The 18,394-nt window shown below is 62.2% G+C and carries 18 protein-coding genes; 13 read left to right on the plus strand and 5 right to left on the minus strand.

Translation table 11 applies throughout. The features are described from left to right. Window positions 1-177 precede the first annotated feature (177 nt). The 9 genes from AC2CGI_RS02295 to menE all read left to right on the plus strand — a co-directional run bounded on the left by AC2CGI_RS02295 (window position 178) and on the right by menE (window position 9,311). The gene (locus AC2CGI_RS02295) at window positions 178-687 is read left to right on the plus strand and encodes a DUF1097 domain-containing protein (protein ID WP_004935976.1); all 510 of its coding nucleotides are present in this window, start codon (window positions 178-180) and stop codon (window positions 685-687) included. Between the two features lie 363 nt (window positions 688-1,050). Beyond that, window positions 1,051-1,815, plus strand: a complete 765-nt coding sequence (gene idnO / locus AC2CGI_RS02300) for a gluconate 5-dehydrogenase (RefSeq protein WP_033632515.1) — start codon at window positions 1,051-1,053, stop codon at window positions 1,813-1,815. Between the two features lie 22 nt (window positions 1,816-1,837). Continuing rightward, window positions 1,838-2,869 carry an L-idonate 5-dehydrogenase gene (gene idnD / locus AC2CGI_RS02305; RefSeq protein ID WP_076740586.1) on the plus strand — a complete coding sequence of 344 codons (1,032 nt, stop codon included), beginning with the start codon at window positions 1,838-1,840 and terminating at the stop codon, window positions 2,867-2,869. A gap of 81 nt (window positions 2,870-2,950) precedes the next feature. Continuing rightward, on the plus strand, window positions 2,951-3,262 hold the full coding sequence (gene elaB / locus AC2CGI_RS02310) for a stress response protein ElaB (RefSeq protein ID WP_004935964.1): 312 nt from the start codon (window positions 2,951-2,953) through the stop codon (window positions 3,260-3,262). 380 nt (window positions 3,263-3,642) lie between these two features. After that, window positions 3,643-5,319 (plus strand): 2-succinyl-5-enolpyruvyl-6-hydroxy-3-cyclohexene-1-carboxylic-acid synthase, encoded by a 1,677-nt coding sequence (gene menD, locus AC2CGI_RS02315; protein WP_075684555.1) that lies wholly within the window; start codon window positions 3,643-3,645, stop codon window positions 5,317-5,319. After that, window positions 5,316-6,086 (plus strand): 2-succinyl-6-hydroxy-2,4-cyclohexadiene-1-carboxylate synthase, encoded by a 771-nt coding sequence (gene menH / locus AC2CGI_RS02320; protein ID WP_076740587.1) that lies wholly within the window; start codon window positions 5,316-5,318, stop codon window positions 6,084-6,086. The genes menD and menH overlap by 4 nt, the downstream gene beginning before the upstream one ends. A gap of 11 nt (window positions 6,087-6,097) precedes the next feature. Continuing rightward, window positions 6,098-6,955 (plus strand): 1,4-dihydroxy-2-naphthoyl-CoA synthase, encoded by an 858-nt coding sequence (gene menB / locus AC2CGI_RS02325; RefSeq protein ID WP_015378566.1) that lies wholly within the window; start codon window positions 6,098-6,100, stop codon window positions 6,953-6,955. Continuing rightward, entirely contained in the window at window positions 6,955-7,938 is a 984-nt protein-coding gene (gene menC, locus AC2CGI_RS02330) for an o-succinylbenzoate synthase (protein ID WP_076740588.1), read from the plus strand. The genes menB and menC overlap by 1 nt, the downstream gene beginning before the upstream one ends. Then, complete coding sequence (menE, locus tag AC2CGI_RS02335) at window positions 7,926-9,311, plus strand: o-succinylbenzoate--CoA ligase (RefSeq protein ID WP_076740589.1); 1,386 nt, start codon at window positions 7,926-7,928, stop codon at window positions 9,309-9,311. The genes menC and menE overlap by 13 nt, the downstream gene beginning before the upstream one ends. 43 nt (window positions 9,312-9,354) lie before the next feature. Here the strand turns inward: menE and katA are convergent, their stop codons facing one another. Next, window positions 9,355-10,791 carry a catalase KatA gene (gene katA / locus AC2CGI_RS02340; RefSeq protein WP_015378563.1) on the minus strand — a complete coding sequence of 479 codons (1,437 nt, stop codon included), beginning with the start codon at window positions 10,789-10,791 and terminating at the stop codon, window positions 9,355-9,357. A gap of 338 nt (window positions 10,792-11,129) precedes the next feature. Here katA and AC2CGI_RS02345 point away from each other — a divergent pair, with 338 nt between their 5' ends. Beyond that, window positions 11,130-11,669, plus strand: a complete 540-nt coding sequence (locus AC2CGI_RS02345) for a YfaZ family outer membrane protein (RefSeq protein ID WP_004935943.1) — start codon at window positions 11,130-11,132, stop codon at window positions 11,667-11,669. A gap of 61 nt (window positions 11,670-11,730) precedes the next feature. On the opposite strand, the gene tyrP is transcribed toward AC2CGI_RS02345, so the two are convergent. Further along, on the minus strand, window positions 11,731-12,939 hold the full coding sequence (gene tyrP / locus AC2CGI_RS02350; protein ID WP_015378562.1) for a tyrosine transporter TyrP: 1,209 nt from the start codon (window positions 12,937-12,939) through the stop codon (window positions 11,731-11,733). 245 nt (window positions 12,940-13,184) lie between these two features. Between tyrP and AC2CGI_RS02355 the strand changes: the two genes are divergently transcribed. After that, window positions 13,185-14,381: a nicotinamide mononucleotide deamidase-related protein YfaY gene (locus AC2CGI_RS02355; protein WP_076740590.1), complete on the plus strand. Its 1,197-nt coding sequence runs from the start codon at window positions 13,185-13,187 to the stop codon at window positions 14,379-14,381. Here the strand turns inward: AC2CGI_RS02355 and AC2CGI_RS02360 are convergent. Beyond that, a complete protein-coding gene (locus tag AC2CGI_RS02360) occupies window positions 14,371-15,606 on the minus strand; it encodes an FAD-dependent oxidoreductase (protein WP_232471550.1) in 1,236 nt (411 codons plus the stop codon). The genes AC2CGI_RS02355 and AC2CGI_RS02360 overlap by 11 nt on opposite strands. A 116-nt stretch (window positions 15,607-15,722) precedes the next feature. On the opposite strand from AC2CGI_RS02360, the gene AC2CGI_RS02365 reads away from it, so the two are divergent. Continuing rightward, window positions 15,723-16,544, plus strand: coding sequence for an AraC family transcriptional regulator (locus AC2CGI_RS02365; protein ID WP_076740592.1), 822 nt, complete (start codon window positions 15,723-15,725; stop codon window positions 16,542-16,544). Between the two features lie 231 nt (window positions 16,545-16,775). Next, window positions 16,776-16,928: a Hok/Gef family protein gene (locus AC2CGI_RS02370; protein ID WP_004935921.1), complete on the plus strand. Its 153-nt coding sequence runs from the start codon at window positions 16,776-16,778 to the stop codon at window positions 16,926-16,928. Window positions 16,929-16,987: 59 nt separating this feature from the next. Here the strand turns inward: AC2CGI_RS02370 and yfaE are convergent, their stop codons facing one another. Then, window positions 16,988-17,248: a class I ribonucleotide reductase maintenance protein YfaE gene (yfaE, locus tag AC2CGI_RS02375; RefSeq protein ID WP_019453695.1), complete on the minus strand. Its 261-nt coding sequence runs from the start codon at window positions 17,246-17,248 to the stop codon at window positions 16,988-16,990. A 3-nt stretch (window positions 17,249-17,251) separates the two neighbouring features. Next, on the minus strand, window positions 17,252-18,382 hold the full coding sequence (nrdB, locus tag AC2CGI_RS02380; protein ID WP_004935915.1) for a class Ia ribonucleoside-diphosphate reductase subunit beta: 1,131 nt from the start codon (window positions 18,380-18,382) through the stop codon (window positions 17,252-17,254). Window positions 18,383-18,394: the final 12 nt, after the last annotated feature.

An 18,394-nucleotide genomic window follows, 5' to 3' on the forward strand; every position in this document is an offset into this window, starting at 1 on the left:
TGATTTCCCTGGTGTTGTGTTATTCCAGCGTGCTCGTCACGCTGGCTTTTTTTTGTGATACACATTGCTTTTTTGATATTTACATTTCCTTATTTGCATTTTTTTCGTGATTTTAGTCACGAAAAAATCACTCGCTTCGGGTAAACTGCGCGCTTTATTTTTGCCGCAGGTCACTTTATGAACGTTCTTTTCGCCATTGCCGTTACTACCGGGATCCTCTCCGGCGTTTGGGGCTGGGTTGCCGTCAGCCTGGGGCTGATCGGTTGGGCCGGTTTTCTCGGCTGCACGGCGTATTTCGCCTGCCCGCAGGGCGGGCTGAAAGGGCTGTTGATCGGCGCGTTGACCTGCTGCAGCGGCGTCTTCTGGGCAATGGCGATCATCCACGGCAGCGAACTGGCGCCGCAGTGGAATCTGCTGGGGTATCTGCTGACCGGCGTCGTGGCGTTCCTGATGTGCATTCAGGCCAAACAGCAGTGGCTGGGGTTCGTGCCCGGCACCTTTATCGGCGCCTGTGCGACCTTCGCCGGCGGCGGCGATTGGCCGCTGGTGACGCTTTCCCTGCTGGTGGGCCTGCTATTCGGCTATGCGATGAAAAACAGCGGTCTGTGGTGGGCGGCGCGCAGCGAAAAAGCCCGCGCTACGCCGCCGATTGGCCCGAATGCCGGCTCAAACGGTGCCGCCGAGTGAGAGACGGCAGTTCACCACCAGCGTTTGGTTACCCGGCGTTTGGGTTACGCCGGCCCATTGTGCGATGTCCTGTCGCGTAACGCGGAGGTGTTTCATTCGGTGGCCTTCACGGGCGGCGCGGCAAGGGGGATAGCGGCATGTTAACCCATCGATTTGGCGATAACAATGAATGTACTTCTATTGAAAATAGCCGTTTTTCAATCGGATAGATAAGTTTTACCCGCTGACTGCCTGCGTGAGATCACGTTAAGGGTAACAGGGTTTCGTAACATGATTTTCAGTGATTTCCATCACGTTTTTACCGGTAACAATCGGCTGAGATAGAAGCCTGTCCGATTGGAGGCCTGATGGCCGGGAATCACTATGAACAATCTGTTTTCACTGGATAACAAGACCGTCTTGATCACCGGCGCCTCGCGCGGCATCGGTTTTCTGCTGGCACGCGGCCTGGCGCAGCAAGGCGCGCATATTCTGGTCAACGCCACCACCGAAGAGCATGCCCGGCACGCCGCCGAACGTTTGCGCGAAGAGGGGCTGCGCGCCGAGGCGGCGGCGTTCGATGTCACCGATTCCCAGGCGGTGCATGCCGCCATCGACCGTATCGAAGCGGACATCGGCGCGATAGACGTTTTGATCAACAACGCCGGCATCCAGCGCCGCCACCCGTTCACCGAGTTTCCGGAGCAAGACTGGGACGACATCATTGCCGTCAACCAGAAGGCGGTCTTCATCGTGTCGCAGACCGTGGCGCGTTACATGGTGCCGCGCCGGCGCGGCAAGATAGTCAACATCGGCTCGATGCAAAGTGAGCTGGGCCGCGACACCATCACCCCTTATGCGGCGTCCAAAGGGGCGGTGAAAATGCTCACGCGCGGCATGTGCGTGGAGCTGGCGCGCTACAACATTCAGGTCAACGGCATTGCCCCCGGCTACTTCAAAACCGAGATGACGCAGGCGCTGGCCGACGATCCGGCCTTCACCGCCTGGCTGACCCAACGCACGCCCGCCGCGCGCTGGGGCGATCCGCAGGAGCTGATCGGCGCGGCGGTGTTCCTGGCCGCCGACGCCTCCGCCTTCGTCAACGGGCAACTGCTGTTTGTCGATGGCGGCATGTCGGCGGCGGTGTAATCTTTTTCCGTGGAGTCTTGCGATGAAAATTCAAACTCAGTCCTACGTGGTCAAAGGCAAGCGAGACGTGGCGGTGATCGCGCAAGAAGTGGATTATCGAGGGCAGGGAACGCTGGTGAAAATCAGCCGCGGCGGCATCTGCGGCTCGGATCTGCATTACTTCCAGGAAGGCAAGGTCGGCAATTTTCAGGTGCGTCAGCCGATGGTGCTGGGCCATGAGGTGATCGGTGAGGTGGTCGCCAGCGATTCGCCGCAGTTGCCGGCCGGTCAGAAGGTGGCGCTCAATCCCAGCAAACCCTGCGGGCAGTGCAAATACTGTCTGGAGCAGCAAAGCAATCAATGCGTCGAGATGCGCTTTTTCGGCAGCGCGATGTATTTTCCGCACGTCGACGGCGCTTTTACCCAATACAAAGTGGTGGATAGCGCGCAGTGCATTCCTTACGCCGCCGATCGCGACGACAGGGTGATGGTGTTCGCCGAACCGCTGGCGGCGGCTGTCCACGCGGCGAAGCAGCCCGGCGATGTGGCGGGGAAAAAGATCTTCGTGTCCGGCGTCGGCCCGATCGGCTGTCTGCTGGTGGCGGCGCTGAAAGCGCTGGGCGCCGCCGAGATTGTCTGCGCCGATCTCAGTCCGCGCTGCTTGGCGATCGCCAGCCAAATGGGGGCCAATCGGTGCCTGCATGCCGCGGATGACGATTTTAGCGACTATCAGCAGGACAAGGGCTACTTCGATGTCGCCTTCGAAGTGGCGGGGCACCCGCTGTCGCTGCAGCGCTGTCTGGAGATCACCCGCGCCAAAGGCACCGTGGTGCAGGTCGGCATGGGCGGCAGCTTCCCTGATTTCCCGCTGATGTTGTTGATCGCCAAAGAGTTGAACCTGCTCGGATCGTTTCGCTTCGTGGCGGAATTCGCGCTGGCGGTGGCCTGGCTGGCCGGCGATGTGGTCGATCCGCTGCCGCTGTTGTCGGCGGAATTCGCCGGGGACCAACTGGCGCAGGCGCTGGAGTTTGCCGGCGACAAGCGCCAGGCCGCCAAGGTGCAATTGGTGTTTTAGGGTAAAAGTCCGATGGCCGCAGGCGACGATCCTTGTCTATAGTGTAGGAACGCTTAATTTTTCAACCACGGAGATCTCACTATGGCAAGACATTCGGATGCTGAGCAAACTACGCTGGATGACGATCTGAGAATGCTGACCGAGACGCTGGAAGAAGTGTTGCAATACACCGGCGATCGCGCGGATCAGGCCTACATTGACATCAAGTCGCACGCCGAGCAGGCGCTGAGTGAGGTCAAGGCGCGCTGGGCGAACACCGGCGAATCCTACTATGCGCGCGCCAAAGAAGCGGTGCACCGCACCGACGACTACGTGCGGGATAAACCCTGGCACAGCGTAGGCATCGGTGCCACCGTCGGGCTGGTGCTGGGGCTGCTGCTGGCCCGCAAATAAATCATGTCATCGGGGCGGCGCAGGCCGCCTCGTGCTTTTCTGCAGACTGTGTCGTTCATCCCGCCGTTTCCCCGATCGCTTTCCCTTATCCCGCCTATACTTCCCGCTGGCCGCCGTTGGAGCACCTTTATCTCCCTTGTTTTTGTATGGACGGATTGAGCCGGCGTCGCCGCAAGTGTAAAGTGTTTGTGTTTTAATTGTTTGTTTTTTGTTCTAAATCAAACAATTATCTGGTGTAAACACCCAGGGATATACGGCGTTCTTGCGCTGGCGCAAAAGCCGTGAAAATAACACCTCATATAATACAGAACGTAACTACAGGCGCGGCGTCCGTCGGCTGCGCCGGGGACGATCTCTGCTAACTGACTTGTGAGCGAACTATGTCGACAAGTGTTTTTAATCGCCGGTGGGCGGCTGTGCTGCTCGAGGCGCTGGCCCGCCATGGGGTGCGGCATGTTTGTATCGCTCCGGGATCGCGCTCCACGCCGCTGACGCTGGCCGCCGCGGCCAACCGATCGTTTATCTGCCATACCCATTTTGATGAGCGCGGGCTCGGCCATTTGGCGCTCGGGCTGGCGAAGGCGGCGCGTGAGCCGGTGGCGGTGATCGTTACGTCCGGCACCGCGGCGGCGAACCTTTATCCCGCGTTGATCGAAGCCGGCCTGACCGGTGAACGGCTGGTGTTTCTCACCGCCGATCGGCCGCCGGAACTGATCGACTGCGGCGCCAATCAGGCGATCCGTCAAAACGGTCTCTACAGCAGCCACCCGACGTTGGCGATCGATCTGCCGCGTCCGACGCCGGATATTCCGGCCGCGTGGCTGGCCTCCAGCGTCGACAGCGCGATGGCGCGCCTGCAGCATGGCGCTTTGCATATCAACTGCCCGTTCGCCGAACCGCTGTACGGCGGCGATGAGCGTCACTATGCCGATTGGTCCGCCGCGCTGGGCGACTGGTGGCAGAGCGATCGTCCGTGGCTGCAGGAAAGCGAGACGCGTACGGCGCCGTCGCCGCAGCCGGACTGGTTCTCCTGGCGGCAAAAGCGCGGCGTGGTGCTGGCCGGTCGCATGAGCGCACAAGAGGGCGCGCAGGTGGCCGACTGGGCCGAAACGCTGGGCTGGCCGCTGATCGGCGATGTGCTGTCGCAGACCGGGCAACCGCTGCCCTGCGCCGATTTGTGGCTCGCGCATCCGCAGGCGCAGCGCGTACTGCAAGATGCGCAGCTGGTGGTGCAGTTCGGCGGCAGCCTGACCGGCAAACGCCTGCTGCAATGGCAGGCGCAGTGTCAGCCGGAAGAATATTGGATTATCGACGAGCTGCCGGGGCGGCTCGATCCGGCCCAACACCGGGGGCGGCGCCTGCGCGCCGGCGTGGCGCAGTGGTTGGCGCAGCATCCCGCGCAACCGCGCGCGCCGTGGGCCGCCGGGCTGGCAGCGCTGGCGGATAAAGCGTTGACGGCGGCGTCCACGCATCTGCACGATAACTTTGGCGAAGCGCAGCTGGCGCACCGCCTGCCGGAACTGCTGCCGGAGAACGGCCAGCTGTTTCTCGGCAACAGCCTGGTGGTGCGACTGATCGACGCGTTAACGATGCTGCCTGCCGCTTACCCGGTATTCAGCAACCGCGGCGCCAGCGGCATCGACGGTCTGATTTCCACCGCCGCCGGCGTACAGCGCGCCACCGCCAGGCCGACGTTGGCGGTGGTGGGCGACCTTTCCGCCCTGTATGACCTCAATGCGCTGGCGCTGCTGCGCCACTGTTCGGCGCCGACGGTGCTGATCGTCGTCAATAACAACGGCGGCCAAATTTTCTCGCTGCTGCCGACGCCGGAAGAGGAGCGTCAGCGCTTTTACTGCATGCCGCAGAACGTTGAGTTCAGCCACGCGGCGGCGATGTTCCAGCTTGACTATGCGCGGCCGGAAAACTGGAGCCAGTTGCAACAGGCGGTTGAGCAAGGCTGGCGGCGCGGCGGCGCCACGTTGATAGAGCTGCAGGTGCCGCCGAGCGCAGGGGCCGAAAGCCTGCAATACCTGGTGCAACAGATGGCGGTGCAATGATGCTGGCGACGCGAATTTTGCAACAGGGCGAAGCGGGCCGCCCCTGGCTGATATGGTTGCATGGCCTGCTCGGCAACAACAATGAATGGCGGGTGATCGCCGCGCGCTGCCCGGAATGGCCGTCGTTGGCCATCGATCTGCCCGGCCACGGCGATTCCGTGGCGGTGAGCTGCCGCGGCTTCGACGACATCAGCGCGCAAATCGCCGCGACCCTGCAACTGCGCAATATCGAACGTTATTGGCTGGTGGGCTACTCGCTTGGCGGGCGCATCGCCATGTATCACGCTTGCCACGGACGCCACGACGGTCTGCAAGGCGTGCTGGTCGAGGGCGGCAATCCGGGGCTTGAGGACGAACAACTGCGCCGCGACCGTTGCGAGCAGGATGCGCGGTGGGCGGCGCGTTTTCGCAGTGAGCCGATTGCCGAAGTCCTGGCGGACTGGTATCAGCAACCGGTGTTCAAAGAGCTTAGCCACGTGCACCGCCAGGCGCTGATCGCCGCGCGCTCGGTCAACAGCGGCCCGGCGATCGCCGACATGCTCGAAGCCACGTCGCTCGGGCGACAGCCCTATCTGGCGCCGCAGCTGCGCCAACTGACCGTGCCGCTGCGGGTGCTGTGCGGTGAGAACGACCCCAAATTTCAACGGCTGGCGCGCGACGCCGGGTTGCCGTTGCGCATCGTGCCGCAGGCCGGCCACAACGCGCATCTGGCCAATCCGCAGGAGTTCGTCGCCGAGCTGCAGACCTTTCTCGTTAACCCTGGTTAAAGGAACCGAACATGCTTTATCCGAATGAAGAACAGCTGTATGCCGCCATCGCCTGGCAGGATTGCACCGGCGATTTCGAAGACATTCTGTATCACAAGTCCGCCGACGGCATCGCCAAAATCACCATCAACCGGCCGCAGGTGCGCAATGCGTTTCGCCCGCAAACGGTCAAAGAGATGCTCGACGCGCTGGCCAACGCCCGTTACGACGACGGCATCGGCGTCATTATTCTCACCGGCGCCGGCGATAAGGCATTCTGCTCCGGCGGCGATCAGAAAGTGCGCGGCGACTACGGCGGCTATCGCGACGACAGCGGCGTACACCACCTCAACGTGCTGGACTTCCAGCGCCAGATCCGCACCTGCCCGAAACCGGTGGTGGCGATGGTGGCCGGCTATTCGATCGGCGGCGGCCACGTGTTGCACATGATGTGCGATCTGACCATCGCGGCGGATAACGCCATCTTCGGCCAGACCGGCCCGAAAGTGGGCTCGTTCGACGGCGGCTGGGGCGCGTCTTACATGGCGCGCATCGTCGGTCAGAAGAAGGCGCGCGAAATCTGGTTCCTGTGCCGCCAGTATGACGCCGCCGCCGCGCTGGACATGGGGCTGGTCAATACCGTGGTGCCGCTGGCCGATCTGGAAAAAGAGACGGTGCGCTGGTGCCGCGAAATGCTGCAGAACAGCCCGATGGCGCTGCGCTGCCTGAAGGCGGCGCTGAATGCCGACTGCGACGGCCAGGCCGGTTTGCAGGAGCTGGCGGGCAACGCCACCATGCTGTTCTACATGACCGACGAAGGGCAGGAAGGGCGCAACGCGTTCAACGAGAAGCGCCAGCCGGATTTCAGCAAATTCAAGCGTAACCCGTAATGAGCGGGGCAAACCGCAGCGCGGCGCTATACCGTTACAGCCTGCCGATGGAGGCGGGCGTGGTGCTGCGCAATCAGCGGTTGAAAACGCGTGACGGATGGGTGGTGCAGCTGTGTCAGGGCGAGCGTGAGGGGTGGGGCGAGATCGCGCCGCTGCCGGAGTTCAGCCGGGAAACGCCGGCGCAGGCCGAACGGGCCGCATTGGACTGGCTGCAGGCGTGGCTGGCGGGCAACGAACCGGATGACAGCGAGCTGCCCTCGGTGGCCTTTGGGCTGAGCTGCGCGCAGGCCGAGCTGGAGCAGCGTTTGCCGACGCAGGCGGATTTTCGCAAGGCGCCGCTGTGCACCGGCGATCCGGACGAGCTGTTCGAGACATTGAGCGCTTTGCCGGGCGAGAAAGTCGCCAAGGTGAAAGTAGGGCTGTATGAGGCGGTGCGTGACGGCATGATCGTCAACGTGCTGCTGGAGGCGCTGCCGGATCTGCGGCTGCGGCTGGACGCCAACCGCAGCTGGACCCGCGCCAAGGCCGACGGCTTCGCCAGGTACGTTAACCCAGCGTGGCGCGATCGCATCGCTTTTTTGGAGGAGCCCTGCAAGACCCGTGATGAATCGCGCGACTTCGCCCGGGCGACCGGCATTGCCATCGCCTGGGATGAGAGCGTGCGCGAGGCGGATTTTGTGGTGCAGGCCGAGCCGGGCGTGGCGGCCATCGTGATCAAACCGACGCTGGTCGGCAGCCTGGCGCGTTGCCAGACGCTGGTGGCGCAGGCGCACGCGGCGGGCCTGACGGCAGTGATCAGTTCCAGCCTCGAATCCAGCCTGGGGTTGACCCAACTGGCGCGCATTGCCCATTGGCTGACGCCGGATACCGTGCCGGGCCTGGACACGCTGGGATTGATGCAGGCGCAGGTGCTGCGCCCGTGGCCGGGCTGCGCGTTGCCGCTGCTGGATGTTTCGGCGCTGGAGTGTCTATGGCGCCGTTGAACGATTGGCCGTGGCGGCACTGGGCGCGCCTTCAGCCGCAGGCGACGGCGCTGTTGCTCGGCGAACAACCGCTGAGCTGGCTGGCGTTGCAAAGCCAGGTGGATGAACTGGCGGCGGATTTCCAGCATCAGGGCGTTGAACCGGGCTGCGGCGTGGCGCTGTGCGGTAAAAACAGCTATCCACTGCTGCTGGCCTATCTGGCGCTGTTGCAGTGCGGCGCACGCCTGTTGCCGCTCAATCCCGCCTTGCCGGCGCCGCTGCTGGCGCAGCTGTTGCCGGAATTGGATATGACCTTTGTCTTCGGCCCGGACTCGTTGCTGGCGCTGCCGGAAGAGGTGATTCGATTGACGCCTCCCTCGACCGAGCCGCGTTGGCCAGACCTGCCGACGTGGGATGCGCAGCGTCTGGCGACGCTGACGTTGACTTCCGGTTCCAGCGGCATGCCGAAGGCGGCGGCACACAGCTACGCCAACCATCTGGCCAGCGCCGCCGGGGTGTTGCAGCTGATGGATTTTCAACGCGAGGATTGCTGGCTGCTGTCACTGCCGCTGTTTCACGTCTCCGGCCAGGGCATCGTCTGGCGCTGGTTGGCGGCGGGCGCGCGGCTGGCGGTGCGCGAGACGCACCCGCTGGCGGAGGCATTGGCAGGATGCACGCATGCTTCGCTGGTGCCGACGCAGCTCTGGCGGCTGTTGGCGCAACCGCTGACGGGCATGACGTTGAAAGCGGTGCTGCTCGGCGGCGCGATGATCCCGGTGGAGCTGACCGAACGGGCGGAGGCGGCGGGGATCCGCTGCTGGTGCGGCTACGGGCTGACCGAACTGGCCTCCACGGTGTGCGCCAAGCGCGCCGATGCGCGGCCAGGCGTCGGCCTGCCGCTCGGCGGCCGCGAAGTAAAACTGGTGGACGAAGAGGTCTGGATCCGCGCCGACAGCCTGGCGCTCGGCTACTGGCGTCATGGGCATCTGCAGCCGTTGGCCGATGAGCAGGGCTGGTTCGCGACCCGCGATCGCGGCGTGATGGCGGAGGGGGAACTGCGCATTCTCGGCCGGCTGGACAACCTGTTTTTCAGCGGCGGCGAAGGGGTGCAGCCCGAGGATATCGAACGTGTGCTGGCGGCGCACCCGCAGATCACGCAGGCGTTTGTAGTGCCGGTGGCGGACGCCGAATTCGGCCAGCGGCCGGTGGCGGTGATCGACGGCGATCCGGGGCTGTCGTTGGGGGCGCTGCTCGCCTGGTCGCAGGATAAGCTGGCCAATTTCCAACGCCCGACGGCATTGCTTCCGCTGCCTGACGAGCTGAAAAACGGCGGCATCAAGATTTCGCGCCGCCAGTTGCAGCAGTGGGTGGCGCAGCGTCTCTCCCAGGCATAAAAAAGCCGCCCGAAAGGGCGGCTGAGTGGATGGCAGCAGGAGGTTATTTCAGCCCCAACGCCTTGGCGACGCCGGCGCCGTAGTCCGGGTGCACCTTGGTGAACAGCTCGACCTGACGGCGCTGAATTTGTTCCGGCACCTGCGACAGTTCGCCGGCGATGCGGGTGAACATGCGCTGGTGCTCTTCGGCGCTCAGCAGGTTGAACAGCGCGCGCGGCTGGCTGTAGTAATCGTCGTCTTCACGATGGTTCCAGTGGTCGGCCGCGCCCTCAATGCTCAGCGGTGGTTCGCTGAAGTCCGGCTGCTCCTGGAACAGGCCGAAGCTGTTCGGCTCGTAGGTGGCGCCGTTGCCGCTGTTGCCGTCCACGCGCATCGCGCCGTCGCGATGGTAGTTGTGGAACGGACATTTGGCGCCGTTCACCGGGATCTGGTGGTGATTGACGCCCAGGCGGTAGCGGTGCGCATCGCCATAGGAGAACAGACGGCCCTGCAGCATTTTATCCGGCGAGAAGCTGATGCCCGGCACCACGTTGGCGGGGTTCATCGCCACCTGCTCGACCTCGGAGAAGTAGTTGTCGGGATTGCGGTTGAGCTCGAAATAGCCGACGTCGATCAGCGGGTAGTCGCCGTGCGGCCACACCTTGGTCAGATCGAACGGGTTATAGGGCGTCTGCGAGGCCTCGTGTTCCGGCATGATCTGAATTTGCAGCTTCCAGCGCGGGAAGTCGCCGCGTTTGATCGCCTCGAATAGATCGCGCTGTGAGCTTTCGCGATCCTTGGCGATGATCGCTTCTGCCTCTTCATCCATCAGGTTTTCAATGCCTTGTTCGCAGCGGAAGTGGAATTTCACCCAGAAACGTTCGTTGGCGGCATTGATAAAGCTGAAGGTGTGGCTGCCGAAGCCGTGCATGTGGCGGTAGGACTTCGGAATACCGCGATCGCTGAAGTCGATGGTCAACTGGTGCAGTGATTCCGGCAGGTGGGAGAAGAAGTCCCACTTGTAGACCGGGTTGCGCAGGTTGGTATGCGGATCGCGTTTCACCACGTGGTTGAGATCGGGGAATTTCAGCGGATCGCGCAGATAGAACACCGGCGTATCGTTACCCACCAGATCCCAGTTGCCTTCTTCGGTATAGAACTTCATGGCGAAGCCGCGAATGTCGCGTTCGGCGTCGGCGGCGCCGCGTTCACCGGCGACGGTGGAGAAGCGGATAAACATGTCGGTCTGCTTACCGATTTCGGAGAAGATCTTGGCGCGGGTGTAGCGGGTGATGTCGTGGGTGACGGTAAAGGTACCGTAGGCGCCGGATCCCTTGGCATGCATGCGGCGCTCGGGGATGACTTCACGGTCGAAGTGGGCCAGTTTTTCCAGGAACCACACGTCCTGCAACAGCATCGGGCCGCGTTTGCCTGCGGTGATCACGTTATTGTTATCGACAACCGGGGCGCCGGCTGCGGTGGTCAGTCCTTTCTTGCTCATCACTTGCTCCTTATCGTAGTGCATTTAAGTAAAGACTCGGGCGGTTTAAGCGTTCATCAGCATAGTCCTTTGGCGGGGCTTCTTCCCCTGACCTTGGTCAAAGCCACTACTAGTTGTAGCCCTATTGCCGAGCGACGGCAAATAGGTCTCGGTTATCGTTGGCATCGCCTTGACGAATATAGATTACTGTTTGCAAATATTTACATTTATTTGATTATTGAAGAATTTTTTCGCTTTTATCCCTTAAATACGCATTGCGCTTTGGTATAGACTCGTGACGTTATTATTATGCGTTGATTCGAACATTCGATACGGATGACAAACCAGAGGGAAAGATGATGAAAAAGACTTGGGTCGCGTGCGCGGCAGGATTGCTGTTGGTGACCGGCGCGGCGAACGCCATCAGCGTGTCGGGCGAAGCCGGGCAGCACTACACCAACCTGGGCGTTGGCATGAGCACCGGCTCTTCAGGTCTGGGCCTGACCGGCAACTGGGCGCGCAGCGACCACGACGGCAACGTCGGCAGCGTGGGGTTGAACTTCGGCGTGCCGCTGGGGCCGTTGACGGCGACCGTGGGCGCCAAAGCGCTGTACCTCAGCCCGAAAGACGGGAAGAGCGGCGGGGCGGTGGCGCTGGGCGGCGGCCTGGAGTGGGAGATTAACCGTTACTTCAGCCTGCACGGCGAAGGTTACTTTGCCCCTGAGTCTTTCACCAGCGGCGTGAAGGCCTATAACGAAGCCAGCGGCGGCCTGCGCTGGAAGTTCCGTCCGCTGAGCGTGGACGTGGGCTACCGTTACATGCAGATGGAAGGCAAAGACGGGCGTCGCGACAACACCCTGGCCGATGGCCCTTATGTCGGCGTAGGGCTGAGCTTCTGACGCTCAGCAAAAAGGGGCCATTGCGGCCCCTTTCTCTTTATCATTTCTTGTCTTTCGTCGCTTACCCGACCGCCGGCAGCATGCCGCTGGCGATGCCCAGTTGGATGGCGATCACCGTTACCCCGCAGACAAACACCAGCGCCAGCGCAGGGGTGCCGCCCCAGACGCGATACTGCGCCTGATGTTTTTGGCGGGTTTTCCACACCAGCAGCGAAGGCAGCAGCAGCGCCAGTACCGACAGGGCGATGGCGGCGAATCCCAACGCCAGCACGAAACCGCGTGGATAGAACAGCGCGAAGGCCAGCGGCGGCAGGAAGGTGATGGCGCCGGTTTGCAGGCGGCCACGCACGTTATCTTGCCGCTTGAACAGGTCGGCCAGGAAATCGAACAGCCCAAGCGCCACGCCGAGGAACGAGGTCGCCAGCGCCAGATCGGCGAACAGGTGCACCGCCAGTTCAACGTGCGGCGAAGCTACTGCATCACGCACCGCCTGCAACAGGCCGTTCAGCCCGGCCTGCTGCGCCAGAATGCCGACGAAGGTGTCGGAGCTGATGCTGCCCAGCGTCGCCAGTTGCCAGAAGATATAGGCCATCAGCGGGATGGCGCTGCCGATGATAAACACCCAGCGCAGTTTGCGAATGTTGCCGCCCATGTAGTTGACGATGCTCGGCACGCTGCCGTGGAAGCCGAAGGAGGTGAAGATCACCGGAATAGCCGACAGCGCCAGGCCTTGCTCCAGCGGCAACGTCATCAGGTTGGTTTGGTGGATATTCGGCAACATCAGGCCGAGCATCACCACCAGAAATACCACTTTGGCGCTGAACAGGATACGGTTGAACAAGTCGACCGAGTGGGTGCCGATGCACACCACGCCGCCGGCCACCAGGGTGAACAACAGAACGCCGAGCGACACCGGGAAGTCCTGCGATGTCCATTGGCTGATGCTGGTGGCGAGCAGTTCGCCGGCGCCGCTAATGTAGGCGGCGGTGAGGGCGTACATCAGGAACATCATGCTGAAGCTGGTCAGCCACTGGCCGCCGCCGCCGAGATAACGTTTGGCGAGGGTACCCAGACCGGTATCCGCCTGCTCATGCTGGTAAACCTCTACCAGCAGCAGCGCGGTGTAACACATCAACAGCCACAGCCCGACCAGTAAGGCCAGCGTGACGCCGAAGCCGACGCCGGCCGCCGCCAGCGGCATCGCCAGCATCCCGGCGCCAATGGTGGTGCCCGCCACGATAAAAACACTGCCAAGAGTGCGATTCTTCACGTTTTTTCTCTACCAGCCGAAAGATTTTGAAAATTATAGGTAACGATTTATGAGGATGGCAGGATAGTGGAAGCCCTAATTTGTGTCAAACCGACGTTACGCATGGTGTACATTAATGTTTACATTGCAGCGTGCTGCATGGCGCATGAGAAACGAACCCATGGCTGAAATTATCCGCAGGCGGCTAGTGAAAAGTTATTTACGGGCTTCTATAGTGGAATGACCAAAAAATGTGGGAGAGATCAATGTTAAGGGTGGAGATGCTCAGCACCGGCGATGAGGTGCTGCACGGGCAAATTATTGATACCAACGCCGCCTGGCTGGCGGACTACCTGTTCCAGCAGGGGGTGCCGATGAGCGGGCGTGAAACGGTCGGGGACAGCCTCTCTGCGTTGATCGAGATCCTGCAGGAACGCAGCCACATCGCCGATGTGTTGATCGTCAACGGCGGCCTGGGGCCGACCAGCGACGATCTCAGCGCGCTGGCCGCCGCGAAAGCCAGCGGCGTAGAGCTGGTCGAACGGGCTGACTGGTTGGCGCGCATGGAAGCCTATTTCGCCGAGCGCGGGCGGCCGATGGCCCCTTCCAATCGCAAGCAGGCGCAGATCCCGGCCAACGCGGAAATGCTGGATAACCCGGTAGGCACCGCCTGCGGGTTCGCGCTGCAGCTGAACCAATGCCTGATGTTCTTCACCCCCGGCGTGCCGTCGGAATTCAAAGTGATGGTCGAACAGCAGATCGTGCCGCGTCTGCGCCAGCGCTTCACCTTGCCGGCGCCGCCGCTGTGCCTGCGCCTGACGACCTTCGGCACCTCCGAGAGCGATCTGGCCGCCGAGCTGGACAGCCTGCCGCTGCCGCCGGATGTGGTGTTGGGTTACCGTTCCTCCAGCCCGATCATCGAACTGAAGCTGACCGGGCCGGAAAGCCGGCGTGCGGAGATGGAGCTGGCCTGGCGACGCGTGCGCGAAGTGGCGGGGGACAACTGCATCTTTGAAGGCACCGACGGGTTGCCGGCGACGCTGACGCAGCGGCTGAATCAGCAAGGGCTGAAGCTGGCGTTGAGCGAGCAGTTCAGCGGCGGTTTGATCAATCTGCAGCTGCAGAGCGAAGGGGCGCCGCTGGCGGGTGGCGAGCTGCTGCCGGCGCACTGCATCGAAACGCTGGAAACGACGCTGGCGCGCGCCCGCTCGCTGGCGGAATTGACCGGTGCGCCGTTGGCGTTGGCGGTCAGCGCCATGCGCGATGAGCAGGTCAGCATTGCGCTGCACACGCCGCGCGGCGGCATTGGCCAGACCGTGCGTTATCGCGCGTCGCGCCACGGCCTGCGGCTGCGGCAGGAGTCGGTGGCGATGCTGGCGCTGGATATGCTGCGCCGTTGGCTGAATGGGGGCCAGGCGTGCGGTAAAAACGCCTGGCTGGAGGTGGTGGAAATTATCGAGTGACGGGTATTGGCGTTGCTGAGTCTCCCGTCTTGTCGGCTTCATCGCGCTGCATCAGCCGTTCGGACGCCAGGCGTGAAAGACGTATTGCCGCGGCGCCTCGCGTTTGCAGCTCTGTACCGTAGTTCCTGAGCGCCTGCGCGGCGCTGTCTGAGTGCGCCAGATGCGCCGCCAGGCTGGCGGCGTCTACCAGCGCGGTGTTGGCGCCGAGCCCACCCGCCGGGCTCATGGCGTGCACGGCGTCGCCGAGAAAGGCGATGCGTTCGCTGTGCCATTCTGGCATCGCCGCCGTAACCTGCACCGTCCGCACGCTGAGCGACAGGGGATCCGCCAGCGCTAACGCCGTTTGCAAGGCGGGCGCCCATCCCTGCGAGATATGCCGTACGCGCGCCTGCAGCGCAGCGGTTCCCTCAGTTCGCACCGGCCCGCCGAGACGCCCAGCCGATCCGATACAGGCCCAATAGAGATAGTCGTCGACCGGTGAGAGGCGGCAATCGGGTGCGTAGTCGGCCGCCAGCTGCGCCATGGGGGCCTGAAAGCGCATCGGTTCAACCACCAGCGACACGCCGTCGGCGAAGATCACCGATACGCCGTTCAGCAGCTCGGGGGCCAATTGGGCCCGGGTCGCCGCATCGAGCGGCGTTTTACCGTAAAGGGTGACCGCGCCGCTGTCTTCGGGCCCCGCCTCGGGCAGGCAGCGCCGCCGCACCAGCGAGTTGACGCCGTCGGCGGCGATCAGCACATCGACCCGCACTTGCTCGCCGTTGGCGAACTGCAATTCCACGCCCTGCGGCGTTTGTGCAAATTCACGCAAGGTATGGCCGAAGCGCACCTGGTCTTGCAGGCCGGCAAGCAGGATCTCGCGCAGCGTTTGGCGATGAATGCCGAGATCGCCGCTCGGTTCTTGCGTTTGGCGCTGGCTGGAGGGCAACCAGTGCTCGGGGCGTCGGCTGGTGAGCGGGGCAAGCTGCGGATCCCATAGATTGCTCTCGCCGCTGTTTTGCGCGCTGCCGGCGCAGAGCAACCGGTAGTGTGCCGGCGGCAGGCAGGCTGCCAGCGCCTGCTGGCCCGACGGATCGATGCGCAGCCGGTAGCCCTGATCGCGCGCCTGCGGTGTGGCGTCGCGTTCAAATACCGTGGCGTGGATGCCGAAACGGCGCAGTCCCTGAGCCAGACACAGGCCGCCGGGCCCTGCGCCGATAATGCCAATGCTGAGTGTTGTCATCATATTCCCTCGTGAAACAGTGGCCACAGACGGTCGCGGCCGGAAGCATTTCATTATGTCGGCGCAGGAAAAGGTTGGTATAACGGTATCTGGACTAAAAATAGTGATTAGTGGCCAATATGAATGCGAACCTTCACGCCCTCGACGCTGACTGCAGCGAATGGTCGACGGGCCCCTGGCTGATCGCCCTTGGCGGCCGCGACGCGGCAGGCCGGGAGTATCGGTTGGGCACGCGAGAATACGACTGGCATCAGCATGTGCGCGGGCAGTTGCTGTGCGTCGAAAGCGGCTTGTTGCATGTACGCACGGCGCAGGGCGATTGGGTGCTGCCGCCTCAGCGGGCGGGTTGGATCCCGCCGGCGACGGAGCACCGGGTACAGGTCTGCGGCGCGCTGAGCGGCTGGAGTTTGCTGCTGGCGCCGGAGGCCTGCCACGAGCTGTCGAATACACCTTGCGTTATCGGCATCAGCGCCGTGCTGCAGGCGCTGGCTCAGCGTGCGGAAGGCTGGGATAAACGCTGCGCGCTTACCCTGGAGCAGGATCGTATGGCGCAGGTGATGCGGGATGAAATACGTCAGGCGCCGACGGAGCCGCTGTATTTGCCGATGTCGTCCCATCCGCGCCTGGCCGGCGTTCTGCAGGCCTTGCTGGCGCAACCGGGGAGCGAACGTTCACTGGAGGCGTGGGCTGAATGGGGGGCGATGTCGCCGCGTACCCTGCGGCGGCTGATGATCGGCGAGACGGGGTTGAGTTTTGCCCAGTGGCGTCAGCAGGCCCGGTTGTCATATGCGTTGGCGAAGCTGGCCGAAGGCGAAACGGTGCTGCAGATTGCGGAGGCGCTGGGGTATGCCTCGCCGAGCAATTTTATCGCCATGTTTCGTAAAGCCTTCGGCGATTCCCCGGCGCGTTATTTTTCCACATCGGCGGGAAAGGGGCGCTAAGCGAAATACTTTGAGGATAGTTATATATCCCTGATTAATCATGATCTTATAGGGGATATTCGCGGTGAGGGAATGCGGTTACTCTCTTGACGGGTGCTTGAGACTGTTCGTCTTGGGCATTGTGTGACAAGGCGGATAGATGAAAGCCCCAGACTGACTCTCAATCAGAATGGGGCTGCACATACCGCCTAGACACCGGTATGGTAGCCCCTTCACAGCAAGGAGGCAAGCATGCGCTTAAGGCATGTGTTTCACTCGCTAACCGTTGTATGTATTACGGTTTTGTTATTTATCTGGATGATAAGAGACTCGCTGTGCGAGCTGAAAATCTACCAGGAAAATATCACTATCCTGATCAGGTTGGCGTGTGAGGTGAAGCGGTAATCATAGGGCGGGGGCAACCCCGCCTTCTGGTCTCCAGGCGCGGTTTCCGGCACCCGACGTTAAATTTCCAGCTCGATATCCGTCAGCGGCATGCAGCAGCAGGGCAGGATCTCGCCGGCGTTGATAAACGCCAGCGGCTGTTGGCGGTAGGCTACTTCGCCTTTCACCAGCTTCAGGCGGCAGGCGCCGCAATAACCGGAGCGGCATTGGTACTCCACCTGCACGTCGTGCAGCTCCAGCACGTCGAGCAGGCAGTTTTCACTGTTGGGGCAAGAGAGCTGCGTGCCGGCGGCGCGCAGCGTTACGGTTGGCGTCGCCATCGCTTACAGTTCGAAGTCGCTCAGGTCGTCGGCGTTGATCTCCGAGTCGATCTGGCCAACCAGGTAGGAGCTCACTTCCACTTCCTGCGGCGCTACCTGCACGTTGTCGGACACCAACCAGGCGTTGATCCACGGGATCGGGTTGGAGCGGGTTTCGAACGGCAGACCGAGGCCGACCGCCTGCATGCGGATATTGGTGATGTATTCCACATACTGGCACAGGATGTCTTTGTTCAGGCCAATCATCGAGCCGTCGCGGAACAGGTATTCCGCCCACTCTTTCTCCTGCTGGGCGGCCAGCACGAACAGATCGTAGCACTCTTGCTGGCACTCCTCGGCGATCTCTGCCATTTCAGGATCGTCGGCGCCGGAACGCATCAGGTTCAGCATGTGCTGGGTGCCGGTCAGGTGCAGCGCTTCGTCGCGGGCGATCAGTTTGATGATCTTGGCGTTGCCTTCCATCAATTCGCGCTCGGCGAACGCGAAGGAGCAGGCAAAGCTGACGTAGAAACGGATCGCTTCCAGCGCGTTCACGCTCATCAGGCACAGGTACAGCTGCTTCTTCAGCGCACGCAGATTGACGGTGACGGTTTTACCGTTCACCTGGTGGGTGCCTTCACCCAGCAGGTGATAGTAGCTGGTCATCTCGATCAGATCGTCGTAGTAGCCGGAAATGTCTTTCGCGCGCTTCTTGATCTCTTCGTTGGTGACGATGTCGTCGAACACCAGCGCCGGATCGTTGACGATGTTGCGGATGATGTGGGTGTAGGAACGGGAGTGGATGGTCTCGGAGAACGACCAGGTTTCCACCCAGGTTTCCAGTTCAGGGATCGAGATCAGCGGCAGCAGGGCGACGTTCGGGCTGCGGCCCTGAATGGAGTCCAGCAGGGTCTGATACTTCAGGTTGCTGATGAAGATGTGCTTCTCGTGCTCCGGCAGCGCCTGATAATCGATGCGATCGCGAGAGACGTCAACCTCTTCCGGGCGCCAGAAGAAGGAGAGCTGTTTTTCGATCAGTTTTTCGAAGATTTCATGCTTTTGCTGGTCGAAACGCGCAACGTTTACCGACTGGCCGAAGAACATCGGCTCTTGCAGCTGGTCGTTTTTGGTCTGAGAAAAAGTGGTGTAAGCCATAAGCCTGAATCC

It is taken from the genome of Serratia sp. LSHTC3 (genome assembly GCF_057197125.1).